At 67.4% G+C, this 15759-nt stretch carries 17 protein-coding genes; 6 read left to right on the top strand and 11 right to left on the bottom strand.

Annotation, left to right across the window (positions count from 1 at the left end):
* The first annotated feature begins 85 nt into the window (after positions 1 to 85).
* On the top strand, positions 86 to 1060 hold the full coding sequence (locus AC1DS6_RS12470; protein ID WP_441628537.1) for a Bug family tripartite tricarboxylate transporter substrate binding protein: 975 nt from the start codon (positions 86 to 88) through the stop codon (positions 1058 to 1060).
* Positions 1061 to 1067: 7 nt separating this feature from the next.
* A complete protein-coding gene (locus AC1DS6_RS12465) occupies positions 1068 to 2240 on the top strand; it encodes an acyl-CoA dehydrogenase family protein (RefSeq protein WP_441628535.1) in 1173 nt (390 codons plus the stop codon).
* Between the two features lie 133 nt (positions 2241 to 2373).
* On the opposite strand, the gene AC1DS6_RS12460 is transcribed toward AC1DS6_RS12465, so the two are convergent.
* From AC1DS6_RS12460 to AC1DS6_RS12420, 9 genes are all read right to left on the bottom strand, one after another.
* The gene (locus tag AC1DS6_RS12460; protein WP_441628533.1) at positions 2374 to 2532 is read right to left on the bottom strand and encodes a DUF3309 family protein; all 159 of its coding nucleotides are present in this window, start codon (positions 2530 to 2532) and stop codon (positions 2374 to 2376) included.
* Between the two features lie 109 nt (positions 2533 to 2641).
* Entirely contained in the window at positions 2642 to 2824 is a 183-nt protein-coding gene (locus tag AC1DS6_RS12455; RefSeq protein ID WP_441628532.1) for a glycine zipper 2TM domain-containing protein, read from the bottom strand.
* Between the two features lie 201 nt (positions 2825 to 3025).
* Complete coding sequence (locus tag AC1DS6_RS12450) at positions 3026 to 3886, bottom strand: NAD(P)-dependent oxidoreductase (protein WP_035862799.1); 861 nt, start codon at positions 3884 to 3886, stop codon at positions 3026 to 3028.
* Between the two features lie 98 nt (positions 3887 to 3984).
* Positions 3985 to 4296 carry a hypothetical protein gene (locus AC1DS6_RS12445; protein ID WP_045241085.1) on the bottom strand — a complete coding sequence of 104 codons (312 nt, stop codon included), beginning with the start codon at positions 4294 to 4296 and terminating at the stop codon, positions 3985 to 3987.
* A gap of 120 nt (positions 4297 to 4416) precedes the next feature.
* The gene (locus tag AC1DS6_RS12440) at positions 4417 to 5445 is read right to left on the bottom strand and encodes an NAD(P)-dependent oxidoreductase (protein ID WP_477102545.1); all 1029 of its coding nucleotides are present in this window, start codon (positions 5443 to 5445) and stop codon (positions 4417 to 4419) included.
* Between the two features lie 172 nt (positions 5446 to 5617).
* Positions 5618 to 7300: an ABC transporter ATP-binding protein gene (locus AC1DS6_RS12435; protein WP_477102544.1), complete on the bottom strand. Its 1683-nt coding sequence runs from the start codon at positions 7298 to 7300 to the stop codon at positions 5618 to 5620.
* Entirely contained in the window at positions 7297 to 8127 is an 831-nt protein-coding gene (locus AC1DS6_RS12430) for an ABC transporter permease (RefSeq protein WP_441628525.1), read from the bottom strand. Before AC1DS6_RS12430 ends, AC1DS6_RS12435 begins: the two co-directional genes overlap by 4 nt.
* Positions 8124 to 9107, bottom strand: a complete 984-nt coding sequence (locus tag AC1DS6_RS12425) for an ABC transporter permease (protein ID WP_045241082.1) — start codon at positions 9105 to 9107, stop codon at positions 8124 to 8126. The genes AC1DS6_RS12430 and AC1DS6_RS12425 overlap by 4 nt, the downstream gene beginning before the upstream one ends.
* Positions 9108 to 9114: 7 nt before the next feature.
* Positions 9115 to 10716, bottom strand: coding sequence for an ABC transporter substrate-binding protein (locus tag AC1DS6_RS12420; RefSeq protein ID WP_441628521.1), 1602 nt, complete (start codon positions 10714 to 10716; stop codon positions 9115 to 9117).
* Positions 10717 to 11003: 287 nt separating this feature from the next.
* Here AC1DS6_RS12420 and AC1DS6_RS12415 point away from each other — a divergent pair, with 287 nt between their 5' ends.
* Both AC1DS6_RS12415 and AC1DS6_RS12410 read left to right on the top strand, forming a co-directional pair.
* Positions 11004 to 11852, top strand: coding sequence for a VOC family protein (locus tag AC1DS6_RS12415; protein ID WP_441628519.1), 849 nt, complete (start codon positions 11004 to 11006; stop codon positions 11850 to 11852).
* The gene (locus AC1DS6_RS12410) at positions 11849 to 12970 is read left to right on the top strand and encodes a M14 family metallopeptidase (protein WP_477102583.1); all 1122 of its coding nucleotides are present in this window, start codon (positions 11849 to 11851) and stop codon (positions 12968 to 12970) included. Before AC1DS6_RS12415 ends, AC1DS6_RS12410 begins: the two co-directional genes overlap by 4 nt.
* A 15-nt stretch (positions 12971 to 12985) precedes the next feature.
* Here AC1DS6_RS12410 and AC1DS6_RS12405 read toward each other — a convergent pair whose 3' ends face one another.
* On the bottom strand, positions 12986 to 13738 hold the full coding sequence (locus AC1DS6_RS12405) for a head GIN domain-containing protein (protein WP_477102543.1): 753 nt from the start codon (positions 13736 to 13738) through the stop codon (positions 12986 to 12988).
* Between the two features lie 72 nt (positions 13739 to 13810).
* A complete protein-coding gene (locus AC1DS6_RS12400; RefSeq protein ID WP_441628515.1) occupies positions 13811 to 14218 on the bottom strand; it encodes a GGDEF domain-containing protein in 408 nt (135 codons plus the stop codon).
* Positions 14219 to 14377: 159 nt separating this feature from the next.
* Here AC1DS6_RS12400 and AC1DS6_RS12395 point away from each other — a divergent pair, with 159 nt between their 5' ends.
* Together AC1DS6_RS12395 and AC1DS6_RS12390 are read left to right on the top strand one after the other, a co-directional pair.
* Complete coding sequence (locus tag AC1DS6_RS12395) at positions 14378 to 14833, top strand: YccF domain-containing protein (protein WP_045241077.1); 456 nt, start codon at positions 14378 to 14380, stop codon at positions 14831 to 14833.
* Between the two features lie 362 nt (positions 14834 to 15195).
* Positions 15196 to 15672 (top strand): hypothetical protein, encoded by a 477-nt coding sequence (locus tag AC1DS6_RS12390; RefSeq protein WP_441628513.1) that lies wholly within the window; start codon positions 15196 to 15198, stop codon positions 15670 to 15672.
* Positions 15673 to 15759: the final 87 nt, after the last annotated feature.

Genomic DNA, 15759 nt, shown 5'->3' with positions numbered 1-15759 from the left:
GTCCGGCCGTCGGTTCCAAGCCACCACCACAAAGCGGATCCATCGCAGAGGGATCGCTAACCAGAAAGAAGCAGGAGACAACACGATGCCAAGATTTACCACGCTGCTGCGCGCGGCGCTGCCATTGCTGACACTCGCCGCGGCGCCGTACGCGGCGGCGGCCGATGCCTATCCCAGCAAGCCGATCCGCATGGTGGTGCCCTTCGCCGCCGGCAGCGGCACCGACGCGGTAGCCCGCATCACGGCCAAGGAACTGGGCGATGCGCTCAAGGCCAACGTGGTGGTGGACAACCGTCCCGGGGCCAACGGCGCCATCGCCGCTGAAATCGTCGCGCAGGCCGCGCCTGACGGCTACACGCTGTTCATGACCACCAACACCACGCATTCGGCCAACCCTTCGCTGATGAAGAAGCTGCCGTATGACCCGATCCGCGATTTCACGCCGGTGGCGCGCATGGGCAACCTGCCCTTCATCCTGGTGGTCAATCCCAAGTTGCCCGTCAAGACGGTGCCGGAACTGATCGCCTACGCGCGCGCTCATCCCGGCATGTCGTACGCCAGCGGCAACAGCACCGGCATCGTGTCGGGCGCCACCCTGGGCCGCATGGCCGGGCTGGACCTGCTGCACGTGCCGTACAAGAGCACGCCGCCGGCCATGACGGATGTGATTGCCGGGCAGGTGCCGATGATGTTCGTCGACGTGGCGGCCGGCATTGCCAACGTCAAGGCAGGCAAGCTGCGCGCGCTGGCGGTGACCACGGCGCAGCGCAGCCGCCTGCTGCCGGACCTGCCGCCGCTGGGAGACACGTCTGAGCTGAAGGGGTTTGACATTACCTCCTGGAACGGCGTGTTCGCGCCAGCGAAGACGCCGGCGGACGTGGTCGAGCGGCTCAACCGCGAGCTGTCCCGCATCGCCGCCAGCAAGGAAGTGGCGCCGCGTTTCGAGGCGCTGGGGTTTGAAGCATTCGGGCAAACGCCCAAGCAGTTTGCCGGCTTCGTCGCCGGCGAACTGGTCAAGTGGACCAAGCTGGTCAAGGACGCCGGCATCCAGCCGGAATGAGGCAAGCATGAACTTTGAAAGAACCCCCGAACAGCGCGCCATCGTCGAGGCGGTGACGCAGATTTGCAGCGACTTTGGCGCCGACTACTGGTCGGGGCTCGACGACGAAGGCAAGTTCCCCCATGCATTCCACCAGGCCATGGCGAAGGCGGGCTGGCTCGGCATCGCGATGCCGGAGGCCTATGGCGGCGCCGGGCTCGGGATTACCGAGGCGGCGCTGATCATGCAGACGGTGTCGGCGTCCGGCGCCGGTTTTTCCGGCGCGTCGGCCATCCATATGAATGTGTTCGGCCTCAACCCGGTGGTGGTGTTCGGCAACGAGCGCCAGAAGGAGGCGGCGCTGCCGCCGCTGATCGCCGGGCAGGAGAAAGCCTGCTTCGCCGTGACCGAACCCGATGCCGGGCTCGACACCACCCATCTCAAGACCCAGGCCGTGCTGTCGGCCGATGGTGGCAGCTATCGCGTGGACGGCCGCAAGATCTGGATCTCCACCGCCCAGGTGGCCGACCGCATGCTGCTGCTGGCGCGCACCACGCCGCTGGAGCAGGTGGCCAAGCCGACCCAGGGCCTGAGCCTGTTCTACACCGCGCTGGACCGCAAGCACATCGAGGTGCGCGAGATCCACAAGATGGGACGTGCCGCCGTGGACTCGAACATGCTCTTTATCGACGGCCTGACGGTGCCGGTGGAAGACCGCATCGGAGAAGAGGGGCGCGGTTTCGAATACATCCTGCATGGCCTGAACCCTGAGCGCATCCTGATTGCGGCCGAAGCCGTCGGCCTCGGCCGCGTCGCGCTGGAAGCGGCGACGCGCTATGCCAGGGAGCGCACCGTGTTCGGCCGCCCGATCGGCCAGAACCAGGGCATCCAGCATCCGCTGGCGCAGGCCTGGATGGCGCTGGAAGCGGCCGACATGATGGTCTGGAAAGCAGCGTGGCTGTATGACCAGGGCAAGCCCTGCGGCGCAGAAGCCAATACCGCCAAGTACCTGGCGGCGGAAGCCGCCCACCAGGCTTGCCAGACCGCGGTCCTGACGCTGGGCGGCATGGGCTATGCGCGCGAGTACCAGGTGGAGCGCTACCTGCGCGAATCGTATATCCCGCGCATCGCACCGGTCAGCGCGCAACTGATCATGTGCCATATCGCCGAGCGCGTGCTGGGTTTGCCGAAGTCCTATTGACGAGGCGGCGGGACAATCCCGCGCGGGGAACCCGCATTCTTTCAGCGATGAAAATAATAAAGGGCGCCCCGCCGATGCCAGCGGGGCGCCCTTGTTTCCCTGAGCGAATACGGATTTCCACAGGTCTCTGTCTCTATAGCCGACCCATCACGACCAGGACCACAATGATCAGCAGGACCAGTCCGAGGCCGCCGCTTGGGTAGTAGCCCCACCCGGTGCTGTACGGCCAGGTTGGCAATGCGCCGACGAGCAGCAGAACGAGGAGGATAAGCAAGATCGTACCGATGGCCATGACGGGCTCCTTGACGAATGGATAAGCGTGAGGTGCTTATGGGATGCCTATGGGGTGCTTATGGTTGTTCTGTGCGGGCTATGCAATGCGGTGCGGACCGGGGCCAGCGTTACTTGCCCAGTTCGTGGCCGATGACGCCGCCAGCCACCGCGCCGCCGATGGTTGCCGCCGTATTGCCGTGCGACAGTTCATGGCCTGCAACACCGCCGGCCACGGCGCCGGTAGCGGTACAGCCGTTCAGCCCGATCAGAAGTACCGCGCCCGCGATGAGCGCGCTTGCCAGTCTCAGCATGTTGGTCTCCTTGATGCGTGGTTCCGGTTGCGTGACAGGTACACCAGCCATGCCTACAAGATAGCCGGGCAGGTTGGCGGCACCAGCGGGGCTGCCTCTGATAAGGATGTAGGAATTGGACGACGCCGCGAGCGCGGCGTCAGGGAGGGAGGCGGTCCAGGCGGAAGGGGAAGTCAGCGGGCAAGGGCTGCCCGCCAACTGTTAGCGCAAGCGCTTGATCAGCGCGGAGGTGTCGGCGCGGCCGCAGCCGTCTTGCTGCAGGTCCGCGTAGAACTGGTCGACCACAGCCGTGACGGGCAGGCTGGCGCCGTTGCGGCGTGCTTCGTCCAGGCAGAGGCCGAGATCCTTGCGCATCCAGTCCACCGCGAAGCCGAAGTCGAACTTGCCTTCGATCATGGTGGGGCCGCGGTTTTCCAGTTGCCACGAGCCCGCGGCGCCCTTGCTGATCACGTCGAGCACGACCTTCATGTCCAGCCCGGCGCGCTCGCCGAAGGCGATGGCTTCCGACAGGCCCTGCAGCAGGCCGGCAATGCAGATCTGGTTGACCATCTTGGCCAGCTGGCCGGCGCCCGCGCCGCCGATCCGGGTGACCGCGCGCGCATAGGCGCCCAGCACCGGCTCGATCTGGGTGAACACGGCCTCGTCGGCGCCGCACATGATGGTCAGGATGCCCTTTTGCGCGCCGACTTCGCCGCCCGACACCGGCGCATCGACAAAGTGCAGCCCGCGCTCGCCGGCGGCGGCGTACAACTCGCGCGCGACATTGGCGCTGGCGGTGGTGTGATCCACGAACACACAGCCTGCCGGCGCCGTGCCGAAAGCACCATTGGCGCCGGTGAGCACCGCGCGCAAGTCATCGTCATTGCCCACGCAGGAGCAGACCACTTCGGCGTCCCGGGCGGCCAGCGCCGGGGTGGCCGCCGATTTGCCGCCGAAGGCCGCGACCCACTGCTCGGCCTTGCTTGCCGTGCGGTTGTACACGGTGACCTGATGGCCCTTGGCGGCGAGATGGGCCGCCATGTGATAGCCCATGACACCCAGGCCGATAAATGCAACACGCATGACTAGGAAACTCCAGGACCCGCGGTGAGCGCGGGTGAATGTGACAAAGTGGGCAGCCCCCCCGAAGCCGGGAATGCTGCCATTCTTGCAATGCAGCGTCAACAAGCCTTGCCGGTGCTCCCGGTTGTCAGCATGCGGGCGATCGACGCGGCTGTGGCGGGAGCAAATTGTTGCACGCACTCGCGCGTCAGCGCCAGCGTGTAGGCCAGCGCCATGATCCGATTGTCGAAAGTCCGGTTGAGCATGAATTGTGAGGAGAGCTCCATGCCGTTGCCCGGCTTGCATAAGCGGACGAGTGCGCCCCAGCGGCCGTCCTCCACCGGCAAGATATCCACGTCAATCGCATATTCTCCCTCCGTGCAGGTCCAGGCGGGCCCCGCGAGCCGCCGTTCCGCTTTGTCAGTCACCATGTCGTTCCTCCGCGCTTTTCTGGCGAGAATCCCCGCGCACCGGGCCGTCCCGATGCCATGACTCCCGCTTCCTGGTCCGCGGTCATTGCCACGGGCCATGACTTCCTTGCAGGCGCCGGGCTATTTGCCGGCATCCTGCGCATGTCCGCCAGCGGGCACACCGCGCAGGCGCGGCAACCTGCTGGCATGTTCGGCGTTGACGGCGCCATCGGGTATGCGTCCGCGCAGCAGGTCTTCCACCTGGCGCACGGCATCCATGGCCTGGTGTTCGGCGGACTGCGGCGTCAGCCCGCCGATATGCGGCGTAGCGATGACGAGCGGGTGGCGGGCCAGGGCGAGGGAGGGTGTCTGATCGTGCCCCCGCCCGACATCCAGCGCGCACCCGCCGAGATGCCCCCGGTTCAGCGCGTGCAGCAGTGCCGGCTCATCCACCAGATCACCACGTGAGGCGTTGATGAAGCAGGCGCCGCGCTTCATGGCGCTGAAGGCGCCGCGATCGAACAGATTGAGGGTGCCCGGCATGACCGCCGCAAGGCAGACCACGAAGTCGGCGCGCGACAGCAGGGTGGGCAAGTCCAGGCGCTCCAGCGCGAGGTCATCGACGTCCGCATAGGGATCGCTGACCAGCAACTTCATGCCGAGTGCGCGGCCGAGCGAGGCGAGATAGCGGCCGATGGTGCCGTAGCCCACGATGCCGAGGCTGGCGCCCCGCAGCTCGCAGCCCATCGCGGGCGTCGCGTGGCCCCAGTTGTGATAGCTGGCGCTGGCCCGGCTGATGCCGCGGCCCAGGTCGATCATCACTCCCACCACCCATTCGGACACCGAGGCGGCGAAGCCGGGCGAGGCTCGCGTTACCAGGACGCCGTGACGGCTCGCCGCCTGGACGTCGATCTCCCGTATGTCCACGGCAACCCGGCACACCGCCACCAGGTCCGGCAGTGCCTGGAACACCGCGGCGGGCACCGCCAACTCGCGCGAGGCGACAATGATGTCGCAGCCGGCCGCGGCGCTTGCCAGTTCGTCCGGCGCGAGCCCGGCCTCGCTGTCATTAAGCCTGAGAGTGGCCACCGCACCGAGCCTGGCGAGCGCGCGGCCGCTGAAGTACAGCGCACGCGCGCTGGGCCCGTGCGTCAGGCAGATCGTGCGCATGACAGCCGTCTTGCATGGCTTCGATACATTCCGCGTCCTCGCCGTCTTAATCAACACTTTAGTAAAACGATTTAGTAAATCGGTTTACAAGATCATAGGCGAATGCCTGGCAAATGCAAGTGGGTACCGGAACGGGCCAGGACGACGGGCTTTGTGGCGTTCAGCCAGGGGATCACCAGAGGCCTGCCTGCACCGCATCGGGTTCGGCGCAGGCAGGCGAGACCCCAGCGGCCCTTGCCCGGCCCGCCACCGCCTGCCTGCCCGGCACCGCTGCCAGCAAGGCCTGCGTGTACGGATGGCGGGGCGAGCCAAACAGCGCTGCGGTAGCCGCTTGCTCCACCACGCGCCCGTCCTTCATGACGGCGACGCGGTCGCAGACCTGGGCGGCCACGCGCAGGTCGTGCGTGATCAGGATCAGCGACAAGCCGGTGCGCGAGCGCAGGTCGTCGAGCAGCGCCAGGACCTGGGCTTGCACGGAGACGTCCAGCGCCGAGACCGGCTCGTCGGCCACCAGCACGTCAGGCTCGAGCGCCAGCGCCCTGGCCAGGCCGATACGCTGGCGCTGGCCGCCGGAGAATTCATGCGGATAGCGGTCGAGCGCGCTGGGGTCCAGTCCCACCAGCTCGAACAGCTCAGCCGCTCGCTGGCGTGCCCGCAGCGGGTGCTCCCCGTGAATCAGCGGTCCCTGCGCAACGAGTTCCCCCACGCGCCGGCGCGGGTTGAGCGAACCGAACGGGTCCTGGAACACCATCTGGATACGGCGGGCGCGTTGCCGGCGCCGCGCCGCGCCGCCGGCGAGAAGATCTTCGCCATCGAGCCGCAGGCTGCCGCGGTCCGGGTCTAGCAGTCCCACCAGACAACGTGCCAGTGTGCTCTTGCCGGAGCCGCTCTCGCCCACGATGCCCAGCGCGCCGCCGCGCGGCAGCGTCAGGCAGACCTGGTCGAGTGCATGGACCTGGCGCTGGCCCCGGCCGAGCCAGCTGCCGCTGCGATAAGTCTTGCCGATACCGTCGATGGCGAGCAGCGTGTCACCCGCCACCACGCGTGGCGCCGGCGGCTCCAGCGCGGGCACGGCGGCCAGCAGCGCCTGGGTATAGGGGTGCCGGGGCCGCGCCAGGATCTCGGCGGCGGGCCCGGTTTCCACCACTTCCCCCTGGCGCATGACCGCGATGCGGTCGGCGATCTCCGCCACCACGCCGAAGTCATGCGTGATGAATAGCACCGCCGTGCCTTTGCGCTTCTGCAGTTCGCGGATCAGCCGCAGGATCTGGGCCTGGGTAGTGACGTCGAGCGCGGTGGTGGGCTCGTCGGCAATCAGCAGGCTGGGTTCGAGCGCCAGCGCCATGGCGATCATGGCGCGCTGGCGCTGCCCGCCCGACAACTCGTGCGGGTAGGCGCCGGCGGCAGCATGTGGCTGCGGGATCTGTACGTCTTCCAGCAGACTCAGCACCTTGCGCGCGATTTCCGCCTTGCCCAGCCGGGTGTGGGTGCGGAACACCTCGCCAATCTGGTCACCGATGGTGCGCAGCGGGTTGAGCGCCGTCATCGGCTCCTGGAAGATCATGCCGATGCGGGCGCCGCGTATGCGCCGCAACCCGGCTTCGGACAGGGCCATGAGCTCGCGGCCTTCGAACAGGATGTGGCCGGCGCTGCGCCGCACCCCGTCGGGCAGCAAGCCAAGCACGGCGCCGGCGGTCATCGACTTGCCGGAGCCGCTCTCGCCGACCACGCACAGGACTTCGCCAGGCGCCAGCGCCAGCGAGACGTTGTTCAACGCCAGCCCGCGATCGGCGCCGGCAGGCAAGGCGACGCTCAGCGCGTCGATACTGAGAAGAAAGGGCAAGGGTCCGCTCATGGGCGCTTCAGCCTGGGGTTGAGTGCATCGTTCAGGCCTTGTCCGACCAGCGACACCGCCAGCACGGTCAGCAGGATGGCGATGCCGGGGATGGCCGACACATACCATTGCGAACGCAGCACGCCGCGCCCGCCGCCGATCAGGTTGCCCCAGGAGGCCACGTTCGGGTCGGACAGGTTGAGGAAGGCCAGCGCGCTTTCCAGCAGGATGGCCAGCGCCATCACCACGCTGGCGTACACCACCACCGGCGGCAGCGCATTCGGCAGGATCTCGCGGAAGATGATCTGCAGGTCGCGCATGCCCAGCGCGCGGCACGAGTGGACGAAGTCGCGGTTGCGCAACGTCAGGAACTCGGCACGGGTCAGCCGTGCCGTGGCGGGCCAGGATACGGCCCCGATCGCCAGCGTCACGGTGGCGATGCCGGAGCCGAATACCGAAACCAGCACCAGCAGCAACAGGAAGCTGGGCAACGTCTGGAAGCCTTCGGTCAGCCGCATCAGCAGGTTGTCGGCCCAGCCGCCGTAATAACCGGCGAACGCCCCGATCAGGATGCCGATGCAGACGGCGATTAGCGTGGCCACGAAGCCGATCAGCAGCGATACGCGCGCGCCATGGAAAATCTGGGCGGCAATGTCGCGGCCGGTCTGGTCGGTGCCGAGCCAGAAGCGCGGGTCCTCCAGCGGCCATTGCAACGGGCGCCCGGCCAGCGAAAGCGGGTCGGCCGGGAACAAGAGCGGGGCGGAGGCCGCCATGGCGATGACCGCCAGCAACACCAGCAGGCCGACGAAGGCGGCCGGGTTGCGCAGATAGCGTTGGAGCAGCTTCATGCCTTGCGTTCGTGAAGGATGCGGGGGTCGAGCAGCGCATACAGCATGTCGACAATGAAATTGATCGCGATCACCAGCAGCGCGCTGATAAAGACAATGCCCAGCAGGGTGTTCAGGTCGCGCTGCACCACCGAGTCATAGGCAAGCCGGCCCAGGCCGGGCAGTGCGAACACGCTCTCGATCACCACCGAGCCGCCCAGCATGGTGCCGAACTGCAGCCCCGCCAGCGTCAGCAGCGGCAGCAGCGCGTTGCGCAAGACATGCCGCACCAGCACCGCGTATTCCGCCAGCCCCTTGGCACGTGCGCTGCGCACGAAATCCAGGCTCAGCACTTCGAGCATCGACGCGCGCATGATGCGCAGGTAGATGGCCAGGTAGATCAGCGCCAGCGTCACGGTGGGCAGTACCAGGTGCCACGCGATGTCGGCGATGCGCTCCAGCCCCTTGTATCCTGCGGCCACATCCAGGTAGCCGCCCGGCGGCAGCCACCCGAGGTGGATGGCGAACACCACGATGCCCATCAGGCCGAACCAGAACGACGGCGTGGCATAGAACACCAGGCCGAGCATGGACACCAGCGTATCCGGCCAGCGGCCGGCCCGGCGCGCCGCGGCGACGCCAAGCGCGACGCCGCACACGGCGGCCAGCACCTGGGCACAGCCCATCAGCAGCAGCGTGACTGGCAGGCGCTCCAGGATCACCGCTGCCACCGGCTTGCCATAGATGGCGGAGTAGCCCAGGTCCAGATGCACGAGACGCCACAGGTAGCGGCCGAGCTGCACCGTGGTGGAGGCGTCCAGTCCGTAGAACTGCCGCAACTGGCCAATGACCGCCGCATCGGCGCCACCCATCTCCGCCACCAGCGCGTCGACGGTGTCGCCGGGGGCGAATTGCAGCAGCAGGAACAGGCCGCACAGGATCAGCAGCAGGGACGGCAGGCTGGCGGCCAGCCTGCGCAGCGCGAGCAACAACACACGCATGGCCGGCTCAGGCCGAAAGCCAGGTGTCATACCAGCTGCTGGAGGGCCAGCGCGGCGTGTTGTGGTCGTTGTGCACGCGCTTGCTGGTGATCGAGTAGAACTCGCGCTCCGTCACCATCCAGACCGGCAGCTCGTCGTTGACCTCCTTGACCCATTCGGCATAGAGCGCCTTGCGCCTGGCCGGGTTGATTTCCGAAGCGGCATCGTCGATCAGCTTGTCGACCTTGGCCGATTGCCAGCCGTACTGGTTGGTCCAGGGCGCGCCCTTGGGGCTGCCGGAGCGGTACCAGACGGTGGTCGAGACCGCCGGATCGCCGCGGTACTGGTGCCAGCCCGTGGCCAGGTCGAAATTCCAGTCGCGGTAGACGGTCGACAGCGCGCCGGCGATGTCGAGCTGCTGCACCGTGACCTTGATGCCCACCTGGGCCAGCGACTGCTGCACGAAGGTGGCGAACAGCGGCACGTCCTCGCCGTTCTGGATCGGCACCAGCTTGAGCGTGAAGCGGTTGCCGTCGGCGCCGCGCTTGAAGCCGGCTTCGTCGAGCAGGGCCTCGGCGCGCTTGCGGTCGAACGGGTAGGGCTGCTTGCCACCCGGATAGAAGGACGACGTCGAGGGGATCGGGCCGGTGGCCGGCTTGGCGGTGCCGTACAGGAAATTCTTGATGAAGAACTCCACGTCAATGGCGTGCGCGATGGCGCGGCGCACCCGCACGTCCGACAGCTCCTTGCGGCGCACGTTGAACTCCAGCGTGTTGTTGTACGAATTTGCCTCCAGGCCCTTGGTGGACACCTTGAAGCGACCGTCCTTCTTGAAGCGCTCGAGGTCGGCCAGCCCCACGTGCGAATAGGTGGTCAGCTGTGCCTCGCCGGTTTCGATCGCGGCGGCAGCGGCGGATTTGTCGGTGACGATGCGCCACACCACGCGGTCCAGGTAAGGCGTGTTCTTGCGCCAGTAAGCGGCATTGCGCTCGGCGATCACGAACTGACCGCGCTCATACTGGACGAAGCGGAAGGGACCCGTGCCGATGGGCGCGGTATTGGCCGGATTTTCCAATACGCTGGTGCCTTCGAACTTATGGCGTGGCACCACGTAGCCCAGGTCGCACAGCGCGCGCAGCAGCAGCTCGATCGGCATCGGGCGGGAATAGCGGAACACCGCGGTCTGCGCATTGGGCGTGTCGACGGCTTCCAGGTACAGGTGCAGCGCGGTGCCGTAGTTCAGGTGCTTCTTCCACAGTTCCAGCGCGTTGTACTGCACGTCGGCCGAGGTGAAGGGCTTGCCGTCATGCCAGGTGACACCCTCGCGCAGCTTGAAGGTAATGGTCTTGCCGTCCGGCGAGCTGCTCCAGCTGGTGGCTAGCACGGGTGCCGGCCTGCCGCTGGCGTCCAGGTCCACCAGCGATTCGATGATCTTGCTGGAGACCACGTAGACGCCGGTGGATGCGCGCAGCGCAGGGTTGAGGATGCGCTGCTCGCCGCCCAGCAGGACCGTCAGCACGCCGCCCTTGCGCGGCGCTTCGGCGGACTGTGCCAGCAGCGTGCCGGGCAGGGCGGCGCCAGCGGCAAGGGCGCCGGATTGGATCAGGAAGTCGCGTCGGGTCAGGGACATGGCTGGGGTTCCACAAGGATCGAGAAAAGCACTAAGGCTGGACAGCCAGCGAGTGTAGGGGGCGCCGCCGCGCGAGGGAAACGCGCTTTTCGTCTAAGCAAAGACGGTAGTTGGCTGGTGGCGGCGCTCGCTGCGCTGCCGCCCCGGCATGGCATCGGCACGCATAAGCAAAGACGAAACGCGCAGTTGGGTAACGGGCCAGGCTCACGTAATCTCCATGCGCTCCGGCCGCGGACATAGCCTTCCCATCCCATCCCAGCCCGCGCCCGTTCAAACGGAACCCTGAAATGCCGAACCTGATCCCGCTGCTCGACCACGTGGTCGTCAATGTCCACGAACGCCTGGATGACGCGGCCAGCCGCTATCGCAGGCTTGGCTTCCAGCTCACGCCGCGCGGCCACCATTCCCTCGGGTCGAGCAACCACCTGGCGATCTTCGACACGGACTACCTGGAGTTGCTGGGCTTCGAAGCCGGCAAGGCCACCACGGGCCGCGGCGACCTGCTGGCCGAGCCCCCGGGCCTGACCGGGCTGGTCTTCAAGAGCGCCGACTCGACCGGGCTGCACCGCGAGATACTGGCGCGCGGGCTGGAGGTGGAAGGGCCCCCGCGCGAGTTCACGCGCCCGGTTGAGCTGCCCGGCGCCACCGCCGACGCGCGCTTTCGCACGGTGCGGCTGGCGGCCCACCAGGTGCCCAACGGCCGCATCTACTTCTGCCACCACTTCACGCCCGAGCTGGTCTGGCGCGGCCACTGGCAGGCGCATCCCAATGGCGTGACCGGCGTCGCGGAATACGTGATCGCGGCAGCCGACCCGGCGCGCACCATTGGCCTGCTGGCGCGGCTGTTTGGCAGCGAGCACGTGAGCCAGGGGCAGCACGGGCAACGGCTGCGCGCCGGGGGCGCCTCCGTGGTGGTGCTAAGCCCGGAAGCGGCAGTGCGCCGCTTTGGCGCCAGCGTGCCGCCGCTGATCGACGGGCGCGACCGCATGGTCGCGCTGGTACTGCGCACGACGGCGCTGGAAACGGCGCGTGCCGCACTGGCGGCGGGCGAGGTGCGCGGTATCGCGGAAATCGACGGCCTGTTGGTGGTGCCGCCGGCCGAAGCGGCGGGTGTCACCGTCGCCTTCACCGAATAAGCGCGGACGATATCCCGATGGATTTCACGGACTTCTACGCGCCGGACTACACCGGCGCCCGCAACAAGTTCCGCGCGGCTGCCGATGCGGCCGGCGCGGCGCTCAGCGTCTACCCGCATCCGCACGCCAGCGGGCCGGCCGGCGAGCCGCTGGCCATCGACGTGGCGCATCTCGGCGACGCGCGCGCGCCGCGCCAGCTGGTCCTGATCAGTGGCACCCATGGCCAGGAAGGCTACGCCGGCTCGGCCGCGCAGGTCGCATGGCTGCGCAGCGCGCCGGCCCGGCAATTGCCCGCGGGGCTGGGCGTGCTGCTGGTGCACGGCCTCAATCCCTATGGCTTCGCGCACGGCACCCGCACCACCGAAAACAATGTCGACCTGAATCGCAACTTCGCCGCGCATCTCTTCGACGCGGCGCAGCCGGTTCCCGCCAATCCCGGCTATGCGGAACTGCATGCCAGCCTGATTCCGGCGGAGTGGAGCTGGGACAGCGTTGCCGACGCGGAAGCCGCGGCGCAAGCCTACGGGGCCAGGCATGGCGCCGACGCCCTGTTCGACACGCGCGCCCGCGGCCAGTACAGCCACCCCGATGGTCTGGTGTTCGGCGGCCACCACCGGGAGTGGTCAAACCTGACGCTGGAGACCATCGTGCGGGAGCACCTGGCGCATGCCGGGCGGGTCGGCCTGATCGACTGGCATACCGGCATCGGCGAGTACGGCGAACCCTTCTTCCTGTGCTTCAACCCGGATGGCAGCGGCCAGCAGGCGCGTGCCGCCAGCTGGTGGGGTGAGCAGCGCGTGCTCGGTGTCCGCCCGCACGGCCTGGCACGGCCGGCCTATAGCGGGCTGGTATTCCATGGCGTCGAACGTTTCCTCGGGGAGCGGCCGCTGGTGGGCGCGGTGGTCGAGTTTGGTACGCGGGGCAGCAATATGGGGCATGCACTGCGTCTGGACCAATGGCTGCGCTTCAGGGCGGAGCGCGGCACCGGGCGTTATGCGCAGTTGCGGGCGGACATGCTCGATGCCTTCATCCCGGTGGCCCAGCCTTGGCGCGATGCCACGGTGCGGCATGGCGTCGCCATCACCCAACAGGCCGTGGACGGGCTGGCCGCATGGTAGCAATCCGGCGCGCGGCTACTCGAAATACACCTGGCCCGAGCCGGTCCGGCTGACCGCGCGCTGGGGCGGCCTGCCGGCGACCACGATATCGCCCGATCCCGTCAGTGCCACGCTGGCGGCATCCGAAGCGTATCCGAGGATACGTCCCGAGCCGCTCAGTTGCGCATCCAGCCTTTGCGCGCGCAGCGCGCTGGCGTCCACCTCGCCCGAGCCGGAGATGGCGGCGCGCACGCTGCCGACCTGCCCCTCGGCCACGATCGAACCGGAACCGGACAAGCGCAGGTCGATGGAAGCCTCATGCAGCCCGGACGCCCGCAAGGTGCCGGCGCCGGGAATGCTGACCGCCTGGAGCGATGGCCCGGTAATGGCTACCCTGAGCGGCGCGGCCAGCACGACCGGCGCCGTGAGACCGATCGACAGCTTGCCGTCTGCAACGGTGGTCACGATCAGCGGCAGGATGTCCGCGGGGCCAGTGATGGAAACGGACGCGGTGGGCGACGCCGAAAATACCGCTTCGACAGGGGCATTGAGCTGCACGCTTGAAAACGCCCCGACCGTGCGCCGTTCGGTCCTTTCGGGACCCGTTCCCTTGGTGGCGTCGACGGAAGACTGCACCTGGCCATTGATGACGACGACACTGCTGCCGGAGGCTCCCGAGGCCGAGACGCCGCTTTGGTTGATGACAACGGTGCTTTGCTGGGCCAGTGCCGCGCCGGTCAGGCAGGCGGATGCCAGCCAGGTGGCGCGTAGCGTGCTGAAGCGGGTCATGGCGATCCTCTTGCGCCGGGTGGCGCCGGATGTTCCGGGAGATGCCCGGCCAGCGGGCCCGCCAGTAACGCCCTAGCCAACAGCGTTCTGGCCGGTCAGGCCGGCTTTGGCGCCCGGCGCACTGGCTTCCCGGTGGAACGTGTATTTATCCTTGCCGGTCCTCTTTGAATCATAGAGCGCCTCGTCGGCTTTGATGAGGGCTTTGGTGAGCGTGTCACCGTCCAGGTGGGCGACGCCAATGCTGATGGTTACCGGATGGGCCGAAGGCAGATCCCGGACGCTGCGGCACAGCAGGTCGATACGTACCTCCGCCTCGGCGCGCGACATCTCGCTCAGGTAGATGCCGAACTCCTCGCCGCCCAGGCGCGCGAACTGGCAACCGGCCATCACCTCCCTGATCTCCGCGGCAACGCGCTTGAGCACGTCGTCGCCGATATCGTGGCCATAGCGGTCGTTGACCTTCTTGAAGTCGTCGATCACCCTGCCTTTTCGTGTGCGGGGAAGCGTTCCGGGATGGCGTTCGACGATGATCTTACAAGGTCTCGATCCTGTCTGGCGCACGCCATGCCTTGTGCCCGCGGGCAAGCAAGTTACCTTCGCGTATCATCTGCCGTGACTTCAATTGTCTGAGGGAGATTCATGCGTGCCATCTTAAATTTTCTCTGGTTCATCCTCGGCGGTGTATTCATGGGCCTGGCCTGGTGGCTGGCCGGGCTGCTCGCCTTCGTTTCCATCGTCGGGATCCCATGGGGCAAGGCCTGCTTCGTGATCGGTAAATTCACCTTCTTCCCGTTCGGCAAGCAGGCTATCAGCCGCCGCGAACTGCACCAGCGGGATGACATCGGCACCGGTGCCCTTGGCCTGGCCGGTAACGTGATCTGGTTCGTCTTCGCCGGCGTCTGGCTCGCGCTTGGCCATGTGGCATCCGCCATTGCCTGTTTTGTCACCATCATCGGCATTCCTTTTGCCATCCAGCATCTCAAGCTGGCCGGCATCGCGCTGGCGCCGATCGGCCAGACGGTGGTGACAAACGAAGTCGCCGAGGCCGCGCGGCGGGACCAGGCACGCGCGCACGTGGACGGGCTGCGCCGTTGACGCTGCGAGTGCTCCTGGTGCGCTGAACAGGAAGTTCGCTTTGTGCAAGGGCGCGTCGCGGCAAGTTTCGGCGCCCGCGCTGTCACGGCATGGTTGGTCGGGACCGCGCTGGAAACCGGATGCCGCTTTGCAAGCCACCGCGATCGTTGGTGGGGCGGCGCTCACAAAATTTTCCGCGCGGTGCTCCGATGTGCCCTATCGCTGGCTATTCTAAAGATGGTGGTTGAACGCTCCGGCCAACCCGGTGTTCAGCCAGGAGGCCAGGGCCGCCGGGCCGCAGATGCCGGAGGCTGAAGATGGCGCTAGCGCTGAGTGGGGACGCTGCGTGAGCGTTTATCGATGGCGGTCGCGTAGGAGGGCATATGAGAACGCTGGGCTTGCTGTTCGCCACGTCGATGGCGATAGCGCTACCGCTGCATGCGAATGCAGCGGGTTGCCAATATGACATGCAGTGCAAAGGGGAGCGAATCTGCCAGAAGGGCCAGTGCGTTTCCCCCGATGACGATGAGCAGGATGCCGCCGCCCAGGCCTCCAGGCAGCCAGCTTCTCGCGCTGCTCCCGCTCCTGCCCCCGCCCCCGCTCCGGCGCCCACCGCAAGCCCGGCGCAAGCGCCCACCTCCGCCCGCATGGTGAAGAACGCGCCGCCCCCGCCGCCGCCGCCGCCCACGTCGGCTGCTCCGGCTGCGCAGGCCCCGTCGGAGCCGCGTTTTTGCTGCACGGTAGCCGGCCGGCTCAAGCCGTACAACAGCGCGGCCTTCGATGCCGATACCAATGTCGGCGACGCGTGCCAGGGCGTGACCCACTCGGGCAAGCCTGTGCCCGGTACCGCCTGCCAGTGACGGCCCATGCCGGAAAGCGGGGCGGCCTGGCGAGCGCTGATACGGACTTTCCTGATCAGCGCTTTTCGTGTGTACGGGAGGGTTGAG

This window comes from Cupriavidus sp. 05L310 (assembly GCF_056398185.1).
This window is presented reverse-complemented; position numbering and strand designations above follow the sequence as displayed.

What these genes read in the sequence shown, in the direction of transcription:
- AC1DS6_RS12420 (WP_441628521.1), bottom strand. Translation starts at nt 10,716, where the DNA reads ATGTCCCTGACCCGACGCGACTTCCTGATCCAATCCGGCGCCCTTGCC.
- AC1DS6_RS12455 (WP_441628532.1), bottom strand. Translation starts at nt 2,824, where the DNA reads ATGCTGAGACTGGCAAGCGCGCTCATCGCGGGCGCGGTACTTCTGATC.
- AC1DS6_RS12465 (WP_441628535.1), top strand. Translation starts at nt 1,068, where the DNA reads ATGAACTTTGAAAGAACCCCCGAACAGCGCGCCATCGTCGAGGCGGTG.
- AC1DS6_RS12395 (WP_045241077.1), top strand. Translation starts at nt 14,378, where the DNA reads ATGCGTGCCATCTTAAATTTTCTCTGGTTCATCCTCGGCGGTGTATTC.
- AC1DS6_RS12440 (WP_477102545.1), bottom strand. Translation starts at nt 5,445, where the DNA reads ATGCGCACGATCTGCCTGACGCACGGGCCCAGCGCGCGTGCGCTGTAC.
- AC1DS6_RS12450 (WP_035862799.1), bottom strand. Translation starts at nt 3,886, where the DNA reads ATGCGTGTTGCATTTATCGGCCTGGGTGTCATGGGCTATCACATGGCG.
- AC1DS6_RS12415 (WP_441628519.1), top strand. Translation starts at nt 11,004, where the DNA reads ATGCCGAACCTGATCCCGCTGCTCGACCACGTGGTCGTCAATGTCCAC.
- AC1DS6_RS12435 (WP_477102544.1), bottom strand. Translation starts at nt 7,300, where the DNA reads ATGAGCGGACCCTTGCCCTTTCTTCTCAGTATCGACGCGCTGAGCGTC.
- AC1DS6_RS12430 (WP_441628525.1), bottom strand. Translation starts at nt 8,127, where the DNA reads ATGAAGCTGCTCCAACGCTATCTGCGCAACCCGGCCGCCTTCGTCGGC.
- AC1DS6_RS12390 (WP_441628513.1), top strand. Translation starts at nt 15,196, where the DNA reads ATGAGAACGCTGGGCTTGCTGTTCGCCACGTCGATGGCGATAGCGCTA.
- AC1DS6_RS12460 (WP_441628533.1), bottom strand. Translation starts at nt 2,532, where the DNA reads ATGGCCATCGGTACGATCTTGCTTATCCTCCTCGTTCTGCTGCTCGTC.
- AC1DS6_RS12445 (WP_045241085.1), bottom strand. Translation starts at nt 4,296, where the DNA reads ATGGTGACTGACAAAGCGGAACGGCGGCTCGCGGGGCCCGCCTGGACC.
- AC1DS6_RS12405 (WP_477102543.1), bottom strand. Translation starts at nt 13,738, where the DNA reads ATGACCCGCTTCAGCACGCTACGCGCCACCTGGCTGGCATCCGCCTGC.
- AC1DS6_RS12425 (WP_045241082.1), bottom strand. Translation starts at nt 9,107, where the DNA reads ATGCGTGTGTTGTTGCTCGCGCTGCGCAGGCTGGCCGCCAGCCTGCCG.
- AC1DS6_RS12470 (WP_441628537.1), top strand. Translation starts at nt 86, where the DNA reads ATGCCAAGATTTACCACGCTGCTGCGCGCGGCGCTGCCATTGCTGACA.